The 17,763-nt window shown below is 68.3% G+C and carries 15 protein-coding genes; 4 read left to right on the top strand and 11 right to left on the bottom strand.

The genetic code is table 11. The features are described 5' to 3' along the window. Positions 1 to 16 precede the first annotated feature (16 nt). The 6 genes from ACTJKF_RS02185 to ACTJKF_RS02160 all read right to left on the bottom strand — a co-directional run bounded on the left by ACTJKF_RS02185 (position 17) and on the right by ACTJKF_RS02160 (position 7,663). On the bottom strand, positions 17 to 1,297 hold the full coding sequence (locus tag ACTJKF_RS02185) for a sugar efflux transporter (RefSeq protein ID WP_440621917.1): 1,281 nt from the start codon (positions 1,295 to 1,297) through the stop codon (positions 17 to 19). A 4-nt stretch (positions 1,298 to 1,301) separates the two neighbouring features. After that, on the bottom strand, positions 1,302 to 3,272 hold the full coding sequence (locus ACTJKF_RS02180; RefSeq protein WP_440621916.1) for a beta-galactosidase: 1,971 nt from the start codon (positions 3,270 to 3,272) through the stop codon (positions 1,302 to 1,304). 36 nt (positions 3,273 to 3,308) lie between these two features. After that, a complete protein-coding gene (locus ACTJKF_RS02175; RefSeq protein WP_440621915.1) occupies positions 3,309 to 4,160 on the bottom strand; it encodes a carbohydrate ABC transporter permease in 852 nt (283 codons plus the stop codon). Positions 4,161 to 4,170: 10 nt separating this feature from the next. Further along, positions 4,171 to 5,088, bottom strand: a complete 918-nt coding sequence (locus tag ACTJKF_RS02170; RefSeq protein WP_440621914.1) for a carbohydrate ABC transporter permease — start codon at positions 5,086 to 5,088, stop codon at positions 4,171 to 4,173. Between the two features lie 119 nt (positions 5,089 to 5,207). After that, positions 5,208 to 6,446, bottom strand: coding sequence for an ABC transporter substrate-binding protein (locus ACTJKF_RS02165; protein WP_440621913.1), 1,239 nt, complete (start codon positions 6,444 to 6,446; stop codon positions 5,208 to 5,210). Between the two features lie 62 nt (positions 6,447 to 6,508). After that, positions 6,509 to 7,663 (bottom strand): ABC transporter ATP-binding protein, encoded by a 1,155-nt coding sequence (locus ACTJKF_RS02160; RefSeq protein WP_440621911.1) that lies wholly within the window; start codon positions 7,661 to 7,663, stop codon positions 6,509 to 6,511. Between the two features lie 235 nt (positions 7,664 to 7,898). Here ACTJKF_RS02160 and ACTJKF_RS02155 point away from each other — a divergent pair, with 235 nt between their 5' ends. Then, entirely contained in the window at positions 7,899 to 8,912 is a 1,014-nt protein-coding gene (locus ACTJKF_RS02155) for a LacI family DNA-binding transcriptional regulator (protein WP_440621910.1), read from the top strand. A 7-nt stretch (positions 8,913 to 8,919) separates the two neighbouring features. Here ACTJKF_RS02155 and ACTJKF_RS02150 read toward each other — a convergent pair whose 3' ends face one another. The 3 genes from ACTJKF_RS02150 to ACTJKF_RS02140 form a co-directional block, all read right to left on the bottom strand. Next, complete coding sequence (locus ACTJKF_RS02150; RefSeq protein ID WP_440621909.1) at positions 8,920 to 10,110, bottom strand: porin; 1,191 nt, start codon at positions 10,108 to 10,110, stop codon at positions 8,920 to 8,922. Between the two features lie 55 nt (positions 10,111 to 10,165). Further along, on the bottom strand, positions 10,166 to 10,960 hold the full coding sequence (locus ACTJKF_RS02145) for an ABC transporter substrate-binding protein (RefSeq protein WP_440621908.1): 795 nt from the start codon (positions 10,958 to 10,960) through the stop codon (positions 10,166 to 10,168). Positions 10,961 to 11,021: 61 nt separating this feature from the next. Continuing rightward, on the bottom strand, positions 11,022 to 12,143 hold the full coding sequence (locus tag ACTJKF_RS02140; RefSeq protein WP_440622133.1) for a M20 aminoacylase family protein: 1,122 nt from the start codon (positions 12,141 to 12,143) through the stop codon (positions 11,022 to 11,024). A 219-nt stretch (positions 12,144 to 12,362) separates the two neighbouring features. Here ACTJKF_RS02140 and ACTJKF_RS02135 point away from each other — a divergent pair, with 219 nt between their 5' ends. The 3 genes from ACTJKF_RS02135 to ACTJKF_RS02125 all read left to right on the top strand — a co-directional run bounded on the left by ACTJKF_RS02135 (position 12,363) and on the right by ACTJKF_RS02125 (position 14,900). Then, positions 12,363 to 13,325 carry a LysR substrate-binding domain-containing protein gene (locus ACTJKF_RS02135; protein WP_440621907.1) on the top strand — a complete coding sequence of 321 codons (963 nt, stop codon included), beginning with the start codon at positions 12,363 to 12,365 and terminating at the stop codon, positions 13,323 to 13,325. 132 nt (positions 13,326 to 13,457) lie between these two features. Next, positions 13,458 to 13,733, top strand: coding sequence for a formaldehyde-responsive transcriptional repressor FrmR (gene frmR, locus ACTJKF_RS02130; RefSeq protein ID WP_440621906.1), 276 nt, complete (start codon positions 13,458 to 13,460; stop codon positions 13,731 to 13,733). Positions 13,734 to 13,790: 57 nt separating this feature from the next. Further along, entirely contained in the window at positions 13,791 to 14,900 is a 1,110-nt protein-coding gene (locus ACTJKF_RS02125) for an S-(hydroxymethyl)glutathione dehydrogenase/class III alcohol dehydrogenase (protein ID WP_440621905.1), read from the top strand. Positions 14,901 to 15,065: 165 nt separating this feature from the next. On the opposite strand, the gene ACTJKF_RS02120 is transcribed toward ACTJKF_RS02125, so the two are convergent. Both ACTJKF_RS02120 and ACTJKF_RS02115 read right to left on the bottom strand, forming a co-directional pair. Next, on the bottom strand, positions 15,066 to 16,259 hold the full coding sequence (locus ACTJKF_RS02120; RefSeq protein ID WP_440621904.1) for an NnrS family protein: 1,194 nt from the start codon (positions 16,257 to 16,259) through the stop codon (positions 15,066 to 15,068). A gap of 160 nt (positions 16,260 to 16,419) precedes the next feature. Beyond that, a complete protein-coding gene (locus tag ACTJKF_RS02115; RefSeq protein ID WP_440621903.1) occupies positions 16,420 to 17,445 on the bottom strand; it encodes an AraC family transcriptional regulator in 1,026 nt (341 codons plus the stop codon). Positions 17,446 to 17,763: the final 318 nt, after the last annotated feature.

Below are 17,763 nucleotides of genomic sequence, written 5' to 3'. Positions count from 1 at the left end.
ATCGGCGCATCGCGCGTCAGTGCGGTGCATCGAAGCGCCGCCGCGCAGGCGCGTGGGTGCCGCCCCGCTCTCCGCGCGCATCCCGGACGAGCAGCGCGAACGCAACGAGCGCGAGCGCGCCACACCCGGCGAATGTCGCGCGATAGCCGAACAGGTCGACGCACGCGCCCGACAGCACGCCCGACGCGATCGAACCGACGCGTGCGGTGCTGAAGAACATCGCGGTCGCGGTGCCGGGGCGCGTGGGCATCAGGTCAACTACGCGCGTCATCCCTAGGCACGACGTGATCGCGACCACGGCGGCGCTCAGCAGTTGCAGCGGCAGGATCATGTCCACCCGCGTCACCGCCGCGAGCCCGATGAAATACGTCGCGTGCACGACCGCGCACGCGCTCAGCCAGCGTGCCTTGTCGAGCCGCGTCGAGCGGATGCCGAGCCACAGCATCATCGGAATCTCGAGCAGCGCGGCCAGGCCCAGCGCGGCCGACACGTTCGCCGGCGTGCCGCCGAGCGCGCGCACGATGTAGAGCGGCAGCACGATCATCGTCGCGTTCGCCGCGAGCCCCATCAGCGTGAGCGCGACGAGGGTTCGCCGCACGGTCGCGCGCGGTGCGACGACGACCGCCACCGGCGCATCGTCCCGCGGCGTCGCCGCGCGATCGGCCCTGCGCGCCGGAACCGCCGCAGGCCGCGGCGCCGGTTCCGGAATCCGCGCGACGATCGCCGCGCACGCGACGAAGCCCGCGGACGCCGCGAGAAAGAGCCCGGTAAAGCCGGTCTGCGCGAGAATCAGCGCACCGAGCGCGGGACCGAACACCCATGCGACCGACAGCATCGTGCGCAGCGCGGCCGATGCGAGCTCGCGCTGCGCGTCGTCGTCGACCGGCAGCACGGCGCGCGCGAACGAGAAGATCTGCGACAGCGACACGGCGCCCGCACCGAGCAGGATCGTGCCGACCGCGATCACCGGCCCGTGCGCGCGCAGCACGCACAGCAGCGCGAAACCGAGCGCGGCGGCGGCCAGCGACACGACGAGCAGCGGCCGATGCCGGTCGCGACGATCCGACCAGCGTCCGGCCCACGTGCTGGCGACGACGCCGCTCGCCGCGATCAGCGTCATGAAGAGGCCCGCGACGAACGGCGACATCCCCGTGGCTGCCACGCCGAACAGCGACAGGTACGGCGCCGTGAAGGACATCGCGACGCCGAGCATCAGCGCCGCGGCGGACAGCGGCACGAAATGCGCGATGCCCGCGACGCGCGCGACATGCAACCGCAACGACCGCAGCGACTGCATCGCGTCAGTCCGGCTCGACCCATGCGGCGACATCGACCGCGCCGAGTTCGGGGCCGCCGAGCACGAAGCGCGCGCCGTCCGGCGCGGGCAGCGTGCACGGCACATCGCCGTAGTTGAACGCGAACACGACACGCCCGCGCCGACGCAACCGCACACCGTCCGGCAGCGCGCGCACCGGCAGGCCGGCATCGCGCGCGCAGCGGCCCACGATCGCGCGCAACAGCGTGCGATCGAAGCAGGCGGTCGCCATCGTCACGTTGCCACGCCGCACGAGCGCAGGCACGCCGTCGTCGCACGCGGCGAGCACGTCGATGCCGGTCGCCGATGCGAGATCGACGTGATCGCGCCATTTCAGCGCATGGCCGTCGACACCGTCGAACGCGACGCGCGGCGCGAGCGACGGCCGCAGCGACTCGACCTGCCCGATCCGCATCGGCAGCACGTCGCGCAGCTTGCCCGGCGCGAGGCCCGGCACGATCGCGAAGTCCTCGGTGCGGGAGCCCGTGCGCGGCCCGAACAACCACTGCGCGGCCCCCTGCGCGACTTGCGCGACGACGCGATCCGGCACGACCGGCAGTGTCGGCGCGACGACGAGCGCATAACGCGACACGTCGGCATCGGCCGCGACGATGTCGACGTCGAGCCCCAGTTCGCGCAGGGCGCGATACCAGTCGAACGCATGCTGCTGATAATCGAAACCGGCGCCGTGCGGCTGAATCCGGATCATCCAGTCGGCCGCGTAATCGAACAGCAGCGCAACCTGGGCCGCCCCGCGCTCGGCGGCGACCAGCGCGGGATCCAGCACGGCCAGCTCGCGCGCGACACGCGCCACTTCATGACCGCCCGGCGACAGCCGGTCGTCCGGCGCGTTGAGCCCCGAGTGCAGTTGCTCCTGCGCATGCGGATACTGCCGCCAGCGGAAATACGACACGAGTTCCGCACCATGCGCGAACGCTTCCCAGGTCCACAATCGCACCGCGCCGGCGTGCGGCACCGGGTTGTAAGGCCCCCAGTTGACGGGCCCCGCCTGTTGCTCCATCACCCACATCCGGCCGTTGCCGACGCCGCGATACAGGTCGTGCGAGAACGCCGACACATCGGGATGCCCGATGCGGGCCCAGCGCCGCTTGTCCGCTTCGTCGAGCGGCAGCACTTCGGTGCGCGGCACCGGATAGCTGTCCCACGCGGCGACGTCGAGGCCGCCGCGCGCGAATGCGTAGTGATCGAACTCGCTGAAAAAGCCCATGAAATTGTGCAGCACGTCGCGGCCCGGCGCGTGCGGCCGGATCGCGTCGACCTGCACCGCATGAAACCGCGCGACCTCGTCCGACTGATAGCGCCGGAAGTCCAGCAGATGCGCGGGGTTCGCATCGGTCGGCGTATGGCGCGGCAGTTCGATCTCGTCGAAGCGGCGATACTCCATGCTCCAGAACACGTTGCCCCACGCACGGTTCAGCGCGCCGATCTCGCCGTAGCGCACGGCGAGCCACGCCCGAAAGCCTTCGAGCGCCGCGCGCGTGTAGCTCGGCAGCGTGTTGTGGCAGCCGAGCTCGTTGTCGGTCTGCCATGCGATCACCGCCGGATGCGCGCCGTAGCGCCGCGCCATCGCGTCGACGATGCGCACGCAGTGCTCGCGATACACGGGGCTCGCGATGTCGTAATGGCGACGCGAACCGAACTGCCACGCCGCGCCGTCCGCGCCGACCGGCAAAATCTCCGGATGGCGATCGACGAGCCATTTCGGCGGCGCGGCGGTCGGCGTGCCGAGCACGATCTTCAACTGCCGGCTCGCGAGCGTGTCGATCGCGTCGTCGAGCCACGCCCAGTCGTAGCGGCCGGGCTCCGGCTCCATCCGGCTCCACGCGAATTCGGCGATCCGCACGCGGGTCAGGCCCAGTTCGGCCATTCGCCGCGCATCGCGGTCCCACTGTTCGCGCGGCCAGTGTTCGGGGTAATAGCAAACGCCGAGGTGCATCGTGAGTTCCTTGCAGAAGAAAGAAGACGGGACGGGTCAGCCCTTGGTCGCGCCGAACGTGAGGCCCGCGACGAAGTGTTTCTGCATCGCGAAGAACATCAGCACCGACGGCAGCGCGGCGAGCACCGAGCCGGCCGACACGATGTTCCAGGCGGTCGTCCACTGCCCCTTGAGCGCGGCGACGCCGACGGTGATCGGCGCCGCGTCGTCGCCCTGCGTGAGGCACAGCGCCCAGAAGTAGTCGTTCCACACGAACGTGAACACGAGGATCGCGAGCGCGGCGAGCGCCGGCCGCACGAGCGGCAGCACGACGCGCCAGTAGATCGCCCACTCGGACGCGCCTTCGACACGCGCGGCCTCGATCAGCTCGAACGGCAGCTCGCGGATGAAGTTGCGCAGGAACAGCGTGCAGAAGCCGGTCTGGAACGCCGTATGGAACAGCACGAGCGCCCACACGGTGTTATAGAGGCCGACGCCAAGCATGATCTGTCGCACCGGGATCATCAGGATCTGGATCGGCACGAAGTTGCCGGCGACGAACAGCCCGAGCAGCACGAGGTTGCCGCGGAACCGGTAGTTCGCGAGCGCGTGCCCCGCGAGCGACGCGAGCAGGATCGACGCCGCGACCGACGGCACCGTGATCAGGATGCTGTTCGCGAAGTAATGGAGCATCGGCGTCTGCGTGAGCGCGGCGCCGTAGTTGTCGAGCAGCGCGAACTGCTTCGGCCAGTCCCAGTAGTGGCCGGCCATGATCTCGTCGGTCGAGCGGATCGACGTGACGAGCACCGCGAGCAGCGGCACGAGCCACAGCGCGAGCGCGCACGGCAGCGACAGCCGGTACAGAACGCGGGCGGGGCGTCCCCAGCGGGACACGGGCATCGGATACATGTTGTTATCCTTACGATTCGACGCGCACCAGCTTGCGCAGTTGCCACACGATATAGACGAGCATGATCGCGAACAGCACGACCGCGATCGCGGCCGAATAGCCTTCGCGGTAGTACTTGATCGCCTGGTCGACCATGAAGTACGCGAGCACGGTCGAGCTGTCGAACGGGCCGCCGCCCGTCATCACCGAGATCAGGTCGAAGCTGCGCAGCGCGCCGATCACGGTCAGCACGACGGCCATGAAGGTCGCGGGGCGCAACTGCGGCAGGATCACGTGCCACAGCAGCATGAAGCCGCGCGCGCCTTCCATCCGCGCCGCCTCGACGATCTCGCCGTTGATGCCGGTCAGCCCGGTCAGGTACAGGATCATGCAAAACGGGATCTGCGGCCACAGCGCGGCGACGATCACGCCGTAGGTCGCATGGCGCGGATCGCCGAGCACCGGAATCCCGTGCCCGACGATCAGCTTCAGCAGCCCGAAGGTCGGATCGTAGAACCACGAGAACACCAGGCCGACCACGACGCCCGGCAGCACGAACGGTGCAAAGAACAGCGACTTCACGAGCCGGATCCCGAACACGTTCTGGTTCAGGTACAGCGCGAGCGCGAGGCCGAGCGGCGGCGCGGCGAGGAACAGCACGAGCCACAGCACGTTGTTCCTCAGCGCGACGTAGAACGTGTCGGACGCCAGCAGCTCGCGATAGTTGTCGAGCCCGGCGAACGTCATCGGCGTCATCCCGTCCCAGTGATGGAAGCTCAGCCAGATGCTGCTGACGATCGGATACAGCACGAACACGGTGAACAGCGCGAAACCGGGCAGCACGAACCACAGGGCCGCGCGGTTGCGGCGGCGCGCGAGTGACGCGCGTTCCGGCCGCCGCGCGCCGGCGTCGCGGCGCGCGACGCTTTCGGACAGGCTGGTTGACATGAGATGACCTTCGACGAAACGGGCGTGACGAACCAAACGAACCAAACGAACCGGGCAAACGTAGCGGGCATGACGGGCATGACCGCGACAACGACGCGCCGGCCCGGCCGCGCGGCGCGCTACTTCCGGTAGATGCGCTTGCGGGTTTGCTCGAGGCGCTGCAGGATCGCGTCGAGTTGCGTCGGATCGGACAGGAACTGCTGCATCGCCTTCATCCCCTCGTCCGCCATTTCCTTCGTCATGTCGCGGTCGTAGAACTGCGCGATGCCGCCCGGTGTCGTCGCGAGCGTGTGGAAGCCGATCCTCGAGATCGGATCCTGCGGCTCCGGCGCCTTGTTGTTCGACGGCAGCTGCCCCATCCCCTTCGCGAACTCGCCGCTCACCGCCGGCTGCCCCATGAACGCGAGGAAGCGCCGCGCATCGGCCTTGTTGTGTGCTTTCGCCGGAACGATCAGCACGTTGACCGGGCCATCCTCGGCAAGCGGCACCGATGCGTCGATCACCGGGAAACGGAAGAAGCTGATCGGGTTGCGCGTCGCGCTCAGCAGGCCCGCCGAATACCAGGTGCCCATCAGCGTCATCGCGGCCTGGCCGTTGACGATCAGCGGGCTCAGCGAATCGACGTCGTAGGACAGCGCGTTGTCGATGAAATACTTGTCGTCGATCAGCTTCTTCCAGGCCGCGTACACCGCCCGCACGCGCGGATCGGTGTAGGCGACGTCGCCGGCCATCAGCTTCTGGTGAAACGCGTAGCCGTTGATCCGCAGGTCGAGATAGTCGAACCACGCGGCGAGCGTCCACGCATCGCGCGCGGCCACCGCGATCGGCGCGATGCCGGCCGCCTTCAGCTTGCGGCACGCGTCGAGAAACTGCGTCCAGTCGGCCGGCTCGCCGTGAATGCCGGCCTTCTCGAACAGGTCCTTGCGATAGAACAACCCGTACGCGTCATAACCGAGCGGCAAACTGTAGAGCTTGCCGCCGTAGGTCGACGACTGCTTCACCGCCGCATAGGTATCGTTCCAGCCGTTCTTCCGCCAGTCCGCGCTCAGGTCCTCGATCAGCCCGCGCTTCGCGAAATACGCGAGCCGCTCGCCGTTGTTCCAGCTCAGCACGTCGGGCGGATCGGTCGCGAGCCAGCCGGACATCTGCACCTTGTACGCCTCCTCGCCGACGTAGCTGACCTTCAGGTCGATATCCGGATTCACCTTGTGGAACTGGTCGAATGCGGCCTGCCACGTCGCGCGCTGGTTGCCGCGCGCGGCGACGTTCACCTTGAGCGTGCCCGCGTCGGCCGTGCCCGCGGCAAACGCCGCGGCAGTCGTCAGGGCAAGCAGCAGTCGGCTCGCACGAAGTCTCATCGTTGTCTCCTGGTCTGGGTGTGTGAGTGCCGCGTCGCGCGCGGCGGGTCGGCATGGCGCCGCTACGCGAACGCCGCTTCGGCTTGAAGCGCCGGCAACGCCATGCCGGCTTCGTCGAACAGGTGGCAGCGCGACGGCGGCACGTGAAACGCGTGGCGCTCGCCGCGCCGCAACGCGGCCTGCCCCGGCAGTTTCGCGAGCAGCGGCACGCCATCGGGCTGGTCGAGATGCACATAGGCGGCTTCGCCGAGCTGCTCGACCAGCGCGACGTCGCGCACGATCGCCGGCAGCCCCGCATCGCCGGCCGCGGCGAGCGTCAGATGCTCGGGGCGAATCCCGAGCGTCACGCGCGCGCCGCTGCCGACGTGGCGCGGCAACGGATGATCGGGCAGCGTCAGCGTTTCGCCGGTGCCGTCCAGGCACAGCCGGCAACCGGTCGCATCGCTCGACGCGACGACGGCCGGCAGGAAATTCATGCGCGGCGAGCCGATGAAGCCCGCGACGAAGCGGTTGGCCGGCCGGTGATACAGCTCGAGCGGCGCGCCGGCCTGCGCGATGCTGCCGAAGCGCGCGACGTCGTCGCCCGCGTGCAGCAGCACGATCCGGTCGGCGAGCGTCATCGCCTCGATCTGGTCGTGCGTGACATAGACCGAGCTCGATTGCGTGAAGCGCGCGTGCAGGCGCGCGATCTCGACGCGCGTCTGGCCGCGCAGCGTCGCGTCGAGATTCGACAAAGGCTCGTCGAACAGGAACACGCGCGGCTCGCGCACGATCGCGCGGCCGATCGCGACGCGCTGCCGCTGCCCGCCCGACAACGCCTTCGGCTTGCGCTCGAGCAGCGCCTCGAGCTGCAGCACGCGCGCGGCCTCGCTCACGCGGCGGCGAATCTCGTCCTTCGGCGTGCCCGCGATCCGCAGCCCGAAACCGATGTTGTCGAACACGGTCATGTGCGGAAACAGCGCATAACTCTGGAACACCATCGCGACGCCGCGCTCGGCGGGTGGCGTGTCGTTCATCCGCGCGCCGCCGATCCGCAGCTCGCCGTCGGTCACGTCCTCGAGCCCGGCGATCATCCGCAACAGCGTGGATTTTCCGCAGCCCGACGGGCCGAGAAACACGCAAAACTCGTGCGACGCAATCTCCAGGTTCACGTCGCGCAGCACCGGCGCATGGTCGCCGTAGCGCTTCGAGACATCCTTCAATGAAATGGCGGTCATCGCGCTCTCCTGTCGTCCGTCATGCGTGTCGGATCGGAAAATTTAAACGCTTAAATTTCGATGGCGCGATTCGCCCGGTTCGCCGTACCATGTCGTCTCCTTCCTCTGATGTGTCGAGAAATTAGCGTATCGGTTGTCCCTGTGCAACTTGTGGGACGCACTCCCAGAATATGAGCAGACTCTCCCCCGCATCGCTTTCCCCGCACCACGCTGCCCGTCCGGCCGGAGGCCGCGGATGGTGACGCTCGCGCAAGTCGCGCAGCGCGCGAACGTCACCGCGGCGACCGTCTCGAACGTGCTGCGCAATCCGCAGAAGGTGAAGCCGGCGACCGTCGAGCGCGTGATGGCGGCGATCCGCGAACTCGGCTATCGGCCGAACCTGACCGCGCGCGCGCTGGCCGAAGGCCGCACGTCGACGCTCGCGCTGATGCTGTCGAACATCACCAACCCGTTCTATCCGGAGTTCGTGCTGGCCGCCGAGCGCGAGGCGCGCAAGCGCGGCCATTACCTGCTGGTGTCCAATACCGACGACGATCCGGCGATCACGCGCAACTACCTCGAGCGGATCGCGGGCACGCTCGCGGCCGGCGCGATCGTGATGAACACCGATCTCGCCGAAGCCGAACTCGCCGACATCGCGCGTCACGGCGCGTCGATCGTGCTGTGCATGTGGGAACACGTGCATGCGTCGCGCACGCTGCCGTGCGTGACCGTCGATTTCGCGGCGGCGGGCGCGCTCGCGGCCGCGCATCTGTCGGGGCTTCGCCATCGCGCGTTTGGCGCGCTCGTCGGGAAAGGCTCGGGTGGCCCGCAGTCGGTGCGGCTGCGCGGCTTCGCCGACGAACTCGCGGCGCGCGGTCATCCGCCCGACGCATTGACGGCCGTGCCGGCGCACGACTCGATCGAAGGCGGCTACGAAGCGGCCGCCGCGCTGCTGCGCGAGCAGCCCGGCCTCACCGCACTGTTCGCGACCAACGATCTGATGGCGATCGGCGCGATGCAGGCGGCCGCCGATCTCGGGCTGCGCGTGCCGGCCGACCTGTCGGTGGTCGGCATGACGGATATCCAGCTCGCCCACCAGTTCCGCCCCGCGCTGACGACGGTGCGGTTCCCGACGTCGCAGATCGCCGCGCGCGCGATTGCGCTGACGCTCGACATGATCGACGGCATCGAGCCGGCCGCGGCCGTGCACACGATCGGCGCGCCGGAACTCGTCGTGCGGGAATCGACGGGGGTCGCGCCGGGGTGACGCGCACTCAGAATGTGTGCCGGATCCCCGCATGCACCATCAGCTGCTTCGACGTCGACGACAGGTCGGCCGCTCCCGGGATAACCGCCTGATCGAGCGACGAGCCGGTCGCGTCGCCCGCGATCCGCTGGTACGCGCCCATCAGGTACACGTCGGTGCGCTTCGACAGGTTGTAGTCGGCCATCAGCCCGAGCGAATGGATCTTCGGTTTCGCGCTGCCCGTGGTCGCGTCGTAGCGCACGGTCGTATACACATACTGCGCGCCGACGAAGAACGCCGGCGTGAACTGGTATTTGCCGTTCACCTCGAAGTTCTGGTACTTGATCGCCGCGACCGCGCCGCCCGCGAGCGGCCCCGTCACGGGTTCGATCGTCTCGCCGCCGAACAGGTAGCCGACGTTCGCGGTCGGCCGCGTGACGTTGCTGTTCGTATACGCGAATCCGACCGTCGCGGGCCCGGCCGTGTAGTTGATGCCGGCCCCGAAGATCCGCAGCCGCGCCGACGCGAAGTTCGCATCCGCGCCGGCCGAGCCCGCCCCCGCGATCGCGCCGCCGGCCGTCGCGCCCGGGTTGTCGGCGTTCAGGAACGCCGCGCCGACGAGCAGGCCGCCCTGCTCGTACTGCGCGCCGACGCTCCACTGCCGGTTGTTCGCGAACCCGGTGTCGTTGCTGAAGCTGTACGTGCCGCCGAACGAGAAGCCGCCGAAATCCGGGCTCGCGTACTTGACCGTGTTGTTCACGCGGAACGTGTTGCCGGTGTTGTCGTTGTCGAGCGGATGCGAGAACGGGTAGACGCCCCAGCTGCCGTTCGCCGTCGTCGGCGCGAGATAGTCGACGACGGCGTCGTATTGCCGGCCGAGCGTCAGCGTGCCGAAGCGCGTGCTGCCGAGCCCGACGTAAGCCTGCCGCCCGAACATGCGGCCGCCCTGCGCGAGCGTGCCGCTGTTCACGTTGAAGCCGCTCTCGATCTGGAACAGCGCGTTGTAGCCGCCGCCGAGATCCTCGGTGCCCTTCAGCCCCCAGCGGCTGCCCTGCGCGAAGCCGCTCGCCATTTGCCACGCACCGTGGCCACCGACGTTGTTCGTATAGTCGATGCCCGCATCGATCAGCCCGTACAACGTGACGTTGCCTTGCGCGAACGCCGACACCGGTGCCGCGCAGAGTGCCGGCATCGTGACGAGAAAAAGTCTCCAGTTCATTCGTTTTCCTTATTGATATATCGAGTGCTGCCCGGCTGCCGAGGTACAGCCCGGCTCACTTCGCGCCGTAGATGTCGAAATCGAAGTACTTGCGGTTGATCCGCTGGTACGTGCCGTTCGCGAGGATCGTCGCCAGCGCGTGGTTGAATGCGTCGCGCAGGTCGGCGTCCTGCTTGCGCAGCCCGAGACCGTCGCCTTGCCCGAAGTACTTCGCGTCGTCGATCGCCGCGCCGACGAACGTGAAGTCCTTGCCTTGCGGTTTCTTCAGGAAGCCGTCGCTGGCCGCGATCGATGCCTGGAACGCCGCGTCGAGCCGGCCCGTCACGAGATCGGCGTACACCTGGTCCTGGTTCTGGTACGACTCGATCTGCACGCCGGCCGGCTGCCAGTTCGCGATCGCGTAGTCGGCCTGCGCGGAGCCCTGCTCGACGCCCACCCGCTTGCCCTTCAGCGACGCGGCCGTCGGCAGCAACGGCGAGCCCTTGCGGGCGATCAGCCGCGCCGGTGCGTTCGAGATCCGGTTCGTGAACGCGATCTGCTGCATCCGCTTCGGCGTGATCGTCATCGACGACGCGATCACGTCGAACTTGCGCGCGAGCAGCCCCGGAATCATCCCGTCGAAGCTCGACTCGACCCACACGCAGCGCGCATGCAGCTCCGCGCACAAGGCGTTCGTGATGTCGACCCCGAAGCCGGTCAGCGAGCCGTCGGGCTGCTTGTATTCGAGCGGCGGATAGGTGGGATCGACCGCGAGGCGGATCTCCTTGCCCGTCCAGTCGCCCGCATGCGCGGCCCCTGCCACCGTCGTTGCCGTGAGCGCCACCGCGAGCGCCGCCATCCACTGTTTCATTGCCTGTCTCCTGGTTTCCATCGTTGAAGGTAAATCGAATCCGTGCGTCCGCCTGTTCGGCTCACGCGAGGTAGCGCTCCGCGAGCGCGATCCAGTAACTCGCGCCCATCGCCAGGCACGCGTCGTTGAAGTCGTAGCCGGGGTTGTGCAGCCCGCAGCCGGCCGCGCCGTCGCCGTTGCCGATCGACAGGTAGCTGCCCGGGCACGCGTCGAGCATGAACGCGAAATCCTCGCTCGCCGCGATCGGCCGCAAATGCGGAATCAGTGCGGCGTCGCCGCCCCATTCGCGCGCGACGTCCCGCGCAAACGCCGTTTCCGCCGCGTGATTGACGAGCACCGGATAGCCGTGGCGATAGTCGATCTCGGCCGTCGCGTCGTAGCTGGCGGCCTGGCCCTGCACGATCGCGCGGATGCGCCGTTCGAGCAGCGCGCGCACGTCCGGCGACAGCGCCCGCACGCTCAGTTCGAGATCCGCATGCGGCGGAATCACGTTCGACGCGGTGCCCGCGTGGATCGAGCCGGCCGTCACGATCGCCAGCTCCTGTGGATTCACGTTGCGCGACACGACGGTCTGCAGCGCCATCACGATCGACGCGCACACGACCACCGGATCGATCGTCGTGTGCGGTGCCGCGCCGTGGCCGCCGCGCCCGGTGACGCGCACCCGCACCTCGTCGGCCGACGCCATCGCCGGACCGTCGCAGAAGCCGAGCACGCCGGCCGGCAGGCCCGGCACGTTATGCATCGCGAACACGGCATCGCACGGGAACTGCGTGAACAGCCCGTCGTCGAGCATCCGCTTCGCACCGCCGAGCCCTTCCTCCGCCGGCTGGAAAATCAGGTTCAGCGTGCCGCTGAAGCGCTCGCGCTCGGCCAGGCAGCGGGCCGCCGCGAGCAGCATCGCCGTGTGGCCGTCGTGGCCGCAGGCGTGCATCACGCCATCGCGCCGGCTCGCATGCGGCAGCCCGGTCGTCTCGCGGATCGGCAGCGCGTCCATGTCGGCGCGCAGCCCGAGCCGCTTCCCGGCGCCGCGACTGAGCGTGCCGACCACGCCGGTGCCGCCGAGCCCGCGCGTGACCCGATAACCCCATGTTGTCAGGCAATCGGCGACGAGGTCGCTCGTCGCGTGTTCCTCGAACCCGAGTTCCGGATGCGCGTGCAGCCGGTGGCGCAGCGCGATCATCTCCGTCTCGATGGCCGCCATTTCAGGCGCAATACGTGTTCGATCCAACCCCGATACTCCTCGATAGATGCCGCGTGGCGATTGCCGGAATGGCTGATCGTTGGCGAGATCGTAGGCAGCGAAAAAACCGGCGAACAGCCGCAGTTTCGTTATGATGACAACCTTTCGTTGTCGGCATTCACGCCATCATTCTCGCCATCATTCACCCCATTTCGCACCATGAGCACGATCAAGCTGCATCAGTTGCAGGCGCTCGTCGCGAGCGCGGAGGCCGGGAGCATCCGCGGCGCGGCGCGCACGCTCGGGTTGTCGCAGGCGGCCGTCACGCGCGCGCTGCGCGAGCTGGAGGCCAGCGAGCGCCTGCCGTTGCTGGTGCGCGCGCCGGAAGGCATCGGCTTCACCGAATACGGGAAGACGCTGCTCACCCACGCGAAGCTCGTGCTCAAGCAGCTCGAGCATGCGCAGAGCGATCTCGAACGGATGCGCGGGCGCGTCGAGGGGCGGCTGAGTGTCGGCGTCACGCCGTGGCTGACGATGACGTTTCTCGCGGACACCGTGCTGCAGTTTCGCGAACGGATGCCCGACGTGCGCCTCGAACTCTACGAAGCGCTGATGGCCGTCGCGCAACCGCTGCTGCGCGACGGCAGCATGGATTTCGCGCTCGGCCACGTGCAGTCGGGCAGCGGCGCGCGGGAATTCGCGTTCGAGCCGCTGCTGCGCTACGACACGTCGGTGATGGTGCGCGCCGGGCATCCGCGCGAACGCGCGAAGTCGGTACACGACCTGCTCGACTGCGACTGGGTGCTGAATTCGTCGGCCGACGGCCAGGCCGCGCTCGTCGACTATCTGTTTACGCGGCACGGTGCGCAGATCGACGAACGGCGCATCGTGCGCGCGCAGTCGGTCGCGATGCTGCAGACGATGCTCGAACAGGCCGGCATGGTCACGTGGTGCCCGACGATCCTCGCGGCGGTGCAGCCGTTCGGCGAGCGGATGCGCGTGCTGTCGCTGCGGGAAACCTTCGAGCCGAGCGAACTCGGCATCGTCACGCGCCGCAGCAGCACGTCGAGCGACGCCGCGCGCTGCTTCATCGACTGCCTGCTGCAAGTGATCCGGCGGCATGCGCGGTCGGCGCGCAAGGAGGATCTCGCGCTGTTTCGCACGCTGGCGCTGCTGATCTGACCACGCGCGGCGACCGCCGCCGGCATCGCGCCCCGCACCGGCGGGGCTCATCCAGCATCCGGGCATGACCGGGTAGACCGCCGGCGTTACCTTGTTCTATACTGCCCCCCAGTATCCGGAACCCACGATCCCATGCCGCACTCCCCCGAAGAGAAGAAACGTGTCCTGACCCGCGTTCGCCGCGTCCGCGGGCAGTTGAACGCGCTCGAGCAAGCGCTCGAGGAGGGAGCGGACTGCGGCCCGGTGCTTCAGCAACTGGCTGCGATCCGCGGCGCGATCAACGGCGTGATGGCCGGCGTGCTCGAAAGCCATTTGCGCGAGGAATTTATCCAGCTCGCGGATGCCCCGCGGCCTTCTTCCGAATCGATCGACGATATCGTGACCCTCGTTCGGTCCTACTTGCGCTGACGGGCGCAGGATCGTCGACGATCCGCTCCATTCGAAGATTTTTTAAAAGGGATTGCCATGAAGTCACGTGCCGCAGTTGCATTCGAGGCGGGTAAGCCGCTCCAGATCGTCGAGATCGACGTCGAACCGCCCCGCAAGGGTGAAGTCCTCGTCAGGATCACCCACACGGGCGTCTGCCACACCGACGCGTTCACGTTGTCGGGCGACGATCCGGAAGGCCTGTTCCCCGCCGTGCTGGGCCATGAAGGCGCCGGCATCGTGGTCGAAGTCGGTGAAGGCGTGACGAGCGTGAAGCCCGGCGACCACGTGATTCCGCTCTACACCGCCGAATGCGGCGAGTGCCTGTTCTGCAAGAGCGGCAAGACCAACCTGTGCGTATCGGTGCGCGCCACCCAGGGCAAGGGCGTGATGCCCGACGGCACCACGCGGTTCAGCTACAACGGCCAGCCGGTCTATCACTACATGGGCTGCTCGACGTTCAGCGAATACACGGTCGTCGCCGAAGTGTCGCTCGCGAAGATCAACCCGGATGCGAACCCGGAGCAGGTCTGCCTGCTGGGCTGCGGCGTCACGACGGGCCTCGGCGCGGTGAAGAACACCGCCAAGGTGCAGGAAGGCGATACGGTCGCCGTGTTCGGCCTCGGCGGCATCGGCCTCGCGGTGATCCAGGGCGCGAAGCTCGCGAAGGCCGGCCGCATCATCGCGATCGACACCAACCCGGGCAAGTTCGACCTGGCACGCGTGTTCGGCGCCACCGACTGCGTCAACCCGAAGGATCACGAAAAGCCGATCCAGCAAGTGATCGTCGACATGACCGGCTGGGGCGTCGACCACAGCTTCGAGTGCATCGGCAACGTCAACGTGATGCGTGCCGCGCTCGAATGCGCGCACCGCGGCTGGGGCCAGTCGGTGGTCATCGGCGTCGCGGGCGCCGGCCAGGAAATCTCGACGCGCCCGTTCCAGCTCGTCACCGGTCGCCGCTGGCTGGGCACCGCGTTCGGCGGCGTCAAGGGCCGCTCCGAACTGCCGGGCATGGTCGAGGATGCGATGGCCGGCACGATCCAGCTCGCCCCGTTCGTCACGCACACGATGCCGCTCACCGGCATCAACGAAGCGTTCGACCTGATGCACGCAGGCAAGTCCATCCGGACCGTCGTGCATTACTGAAATACGCGTCGGGAGACGGGTTTCCGCGACCGGTCCCCTGCGCGATGCGCGCCGGCAAGCCGCAAGGCTTGCCGGCGCGACGCATTTCAAATCATCCGCCGTCGGGCGCGAAGCCGACACAGCTCGATACGCTCACGCGAGCGGCCCGACCACGACGTCCGGGCATCAATCCCGCCGCCCATCGGCACGCGGCGACATCAGGAACGGCGCGTAATGAATCGTGTACGCGACGAACGCGACGATCCAGCACGCACCTGACGCATCGAGCCAGACCGCGTACGGCACCCCCGGAATCAGCGGCCCGAACACGCGCATCACCGCCGCACCGATCACCAGCCAGTAACACAGCTGTTCCCACGGCCCGGCAACGAGCATGCGCCCCGTGTGGCCGAGCGCCGTGCGCGTGATCATCGCGATGATCGCGCCGCCGATCGCGCCGACGGTCAACGCATGCACGGCGAGCGAGTGCGCGACCACGCCCGCGACCGACAACGCGAGCAGCACGAAGCCGACCGGAATCCACAGGCATGACACGTGCAGGATCCACACGATCGGCCGCTTGCCGACCCGCCACGAATGCCAGCCGGCGAGCCGCCAGGCATGCAGCACGGCGGTGGCGAGCGCCGCGGCGATCAGCAGCGTCGCGGGCGCACCGAGCGCATCCGCGAACAGCGTCAGCGCGACCGCGGGCGCCGCGAGCGCGTCCACGATCCTGAAGCGGCGAATCTTGAACCCGGGGATCGCGTTCATCGTGAACATCGGCACGATGCGCCCGGTGATCACCGCGACGAAGAACACGACGAGCCCCGTCGCCGCGTAGGCCTCACGCAGCGCGAGATCGGTCCGCCCCGTCATCACGGCCGTATGGAACAGCACGTTCAACGCACCGAACAGCAACAGCGCGACCGGCAGGAACACGTTGTGCCGGTTCTTCGCCGAGATCAGCACACGCAGCAGCACGATGGCCGTCACCGGCAGGAACAGCGCATCGACGACGGCCGCGGGCAGCGCCGGCCCCGACCAGACGAGCACGCGCCCCGCCAGCCAAAGCAGCCACAGCGCGGCGAGCGCGGGGCCGCGCAGCGTGTCGCGCGCGGTCCACGCGCGCGTGGCGGTCAACAGGAAACCGACGACGATCGCGGCCACGAAGCCGAAGATCATCTCGTGCACGTGCCACATGAGCCCGGTCATCGCGCCGGCACGCCCGGCCGCCGGCATGCCGTGCCACGCCGCGAGCCACACCGCGACGGCGATGGCCGCGAACGGCGCACCGGTCAAATAGAACGGCCGCAGCCCAAGCTGCAGCAACGGCAGCGTATCGGGCGCCGACGGGGCCCGCATCGGTTCGCTGATTTTCATGAACGTCTCCGGCATTCGAGGATGACGTCATTCATCCTAGTCCCGTGACGCGCAAGGTGGGGGCGTGCCCCTACGCGGCGCAGTGGCATCGTCCGCGTTCATGACGTGCGTCAAGCTCGCGCGCTCACGCCTGTGCCAGACTTTCAACCGGGCGCGCGCGTCAGCCCCGCACGCGCCGCATCCTGAGCGTCGCCGACGGCGATTCCCCGAACGCGCGCTTGTAGTCGATCGCGAACCGCCCGAGGTGCGCGAAACCCCATTTCAGCGCGATGTCCGTCACCGATGCGAGCCCCGGTGTCGCTTCGTCGAGCAGTTCGTCGCGCACATGTTGCAGCCGCAACTGGCGCACGAAGGCCATCGGCGTGAGGCCGTGGCGATTGCGGAACCCGGCGAACAGCGTGCTCGGGCTGACGCCCGCGAGTTCGGCGAGCCGTTCGATCGTCAGCGGCTCGTCGACATGCGCGCGGATGTAGTCCTCGACGCGCCGCACATAGAACGGCGCGAGCGGCGCCGGCGCCGCGCGGGTGCCGTTGCGTGCGGTGTTCGGGTGGCCGTACAGCAACAGGTTGAGCAGCGTCGATTCGAGTTGCTCGAACGCGAGCGGATGGCGCAGCGGATGCCCGTCGGTGGCGATCGCGTCGGCCAGCATCGGCAGCATTTGCGCGAGGCATGCGCCCTGCGGCGACGCCAGGCTGAATTCCGGCTCGAACTCCACCGGCACGCGCCGGTCGTCGCCGAAATGCCGCCGCGCATGCCGCTCCATCACCTCGCGCTCGATGCGCAGGATCACTTGCGGGCATGCTTCGCCCCACCGCATCCGCAACGACAGCGTCGGCGACAGCAGCGACGCGGTGTCGGGCGACGACACGAAGCGCGCCGCGCCGCATTCGATCTCGGCATCGCCGCGCAGCGGCATCTGCAACAGATAGAAGTGTTCGAGCGGCCCGGGTTCGATCGATACCTCGCCGCCGTAATCAAGCAGGTTCAGCGACAGGTTGCCCCAGCGCGCGTGGTGCATGCGGCTGTGCAGCGCGTGCGAATCGCCGGTCAGCGTGAGCCGATGCGGCTTGAACACGTCCGCCACGCGCGCGCGCACTTCGTCGACGTCGTTCGACTGCAGCAACAGCGTGTCGCGATTGAAACAGGTGGCGTCGCCCAGCCAGCCCGTTCCCGAAAATTGCCCCATCGAAGTTCTCCCGTCGTGCTCGATCGCACTTGCGCCGTGCACGCGTTCCCGATTCCGGGGAATCCCGTCGCACGATCCGGATAGCGCCCGGCGTATCCGGACAGTCCGCGTCGCTACACGACGCAAGCCCTGCGTACCTGACGCAAGAAGCGGGCCGTTCGCGCATCGTAGAAAACTGTGCGAGGCTTCCGCATCCGCACATACCCGCAGTGCGCCGCGTTCCGGCCCCGGCGCGGCGGGCCGCTCCACAGGTTTCCGGAATTCGCGGATACCGGTCGAAGAAAGCGGATAGAAACGCGCGTTTCGTCCGCCAATACT

This window comes from Burkholderia sp. 22313 (genome assembly GCF_052045245.1).
GTDB lineage: Bacteria > Pseudomonadota > Gammaproteobacteria > Burkholderiales > Burkholderiaceae > Burkholderia.
Note: the sequence above shows the minus strand (reverse complement) of the source record. Positions and strands in the feature narration are given on the sequence as shown.

Coding starts and splice junctions, on each gene's coding strand:
- ACTJKF_RS02185 (WP_440621917.1), bottom strand. CDS start 1,297: ATGCAGTCGCTGCGGTCGTTGCGGTTGCATGTCGCGCGCGTCGCGGGC.
- ACTJKF_RS02180 (WP_440621916.1), bottom strand. CDS start 3,272: ATGCACCTCGGCGTTTGCTATTACCCCGAACACTGGCCGCGCGAACAG.
- ACTJKF_RS02175 (WP_440621915.1), bottom strand. CDS start 4,160: ATGTATCCGATGCCCGTGTCCCGCTGGGGACGCCCCGCCCGCGTTCTG.
- ACTJKF_RS02170 (WP_440621914.1), bottom strand. CDS start 5,088: ATGTCAACCAGCCTGTCCGAAAGCGTCGCGCGCCGCGACGCCGGCGCG.
- ACTJKF_RS02165 (WP_440621913.1), bottom strand. CDS start 6,446: ATGAGACTTCGTGCGAGCCGACTGCTGCTTGCCCTGACGACTGCCGCG.
- ACTJKF_RS02160 (WP_440621911.1), bottom strand. CDS start 7,663: ATGACCGCCATTTCATTGAAGGATGTCTCGAAGCGCTACGGCGACCAT.
- ACTJKF_RS02155 (WP_440621910.1), top strand. CDS start 7,899: ATGGTGACGCTCGCGCAAGTCGCGCAGCGCGCGAACGTCACCGCGGCG.
- ACTJKF_RS02150 (WP_440621909.1), bottom strand. CDS start 10,110: ATGAACTGGAGACTTTTTCTCGTCACGATGCCGGCACTCTGCGCGGCA.
- ACTJKF_RS02145 (WP_440621908.1), bottom strand. CDS start 10,960: ATGAAACAGTGGATGGCGGCGCTCGCGGTGGCGCTCACGGCAACGACG.
- ACTJKF_RS02140 (WP_440622133.1), bottom strand. CDS start 12,143: ATGATCGCGCTGCGCCACCGGCTGCACGCGCATCCGGAACTCGGGTTC.
- ACTJKF_RS02135 (WP_440621907.1), top strand. CDS start 12,363: ATGAGCACGATCAAGCTGCATCAGTTGCAGGCGCTCGTCGCGAGCGCG.
- frmR (WP_440621906.1), top strand. CDS start 13,458: ATGCCGCACTCCCCCGAAGAGAAGAAACGTGTCCTGACCCGCGTTCGC.
- ACTJKF_RS02125 (WP_440621905.1), top strand. CDS start 13,791: ATGAAGTCACGTGCCGCAGTTGCATTCGAGGCGGGTAAGCCGCTCCAG.
- ACTJKF_RS02120 (WP_440621904.1), bottom strand. CDS start 16,259: ATGAAAATCAGCGAACCGATGCGGGCCCCGTCGGCGCCCGATACGCTG.
- ACTJKF_RS02115 (WP_440621903.1), bottom strand. CDS start 17,445: ATGGGGCAATTTTCGGGAACGGGCTGGCTGGGCGACGCCACCTGTTTC.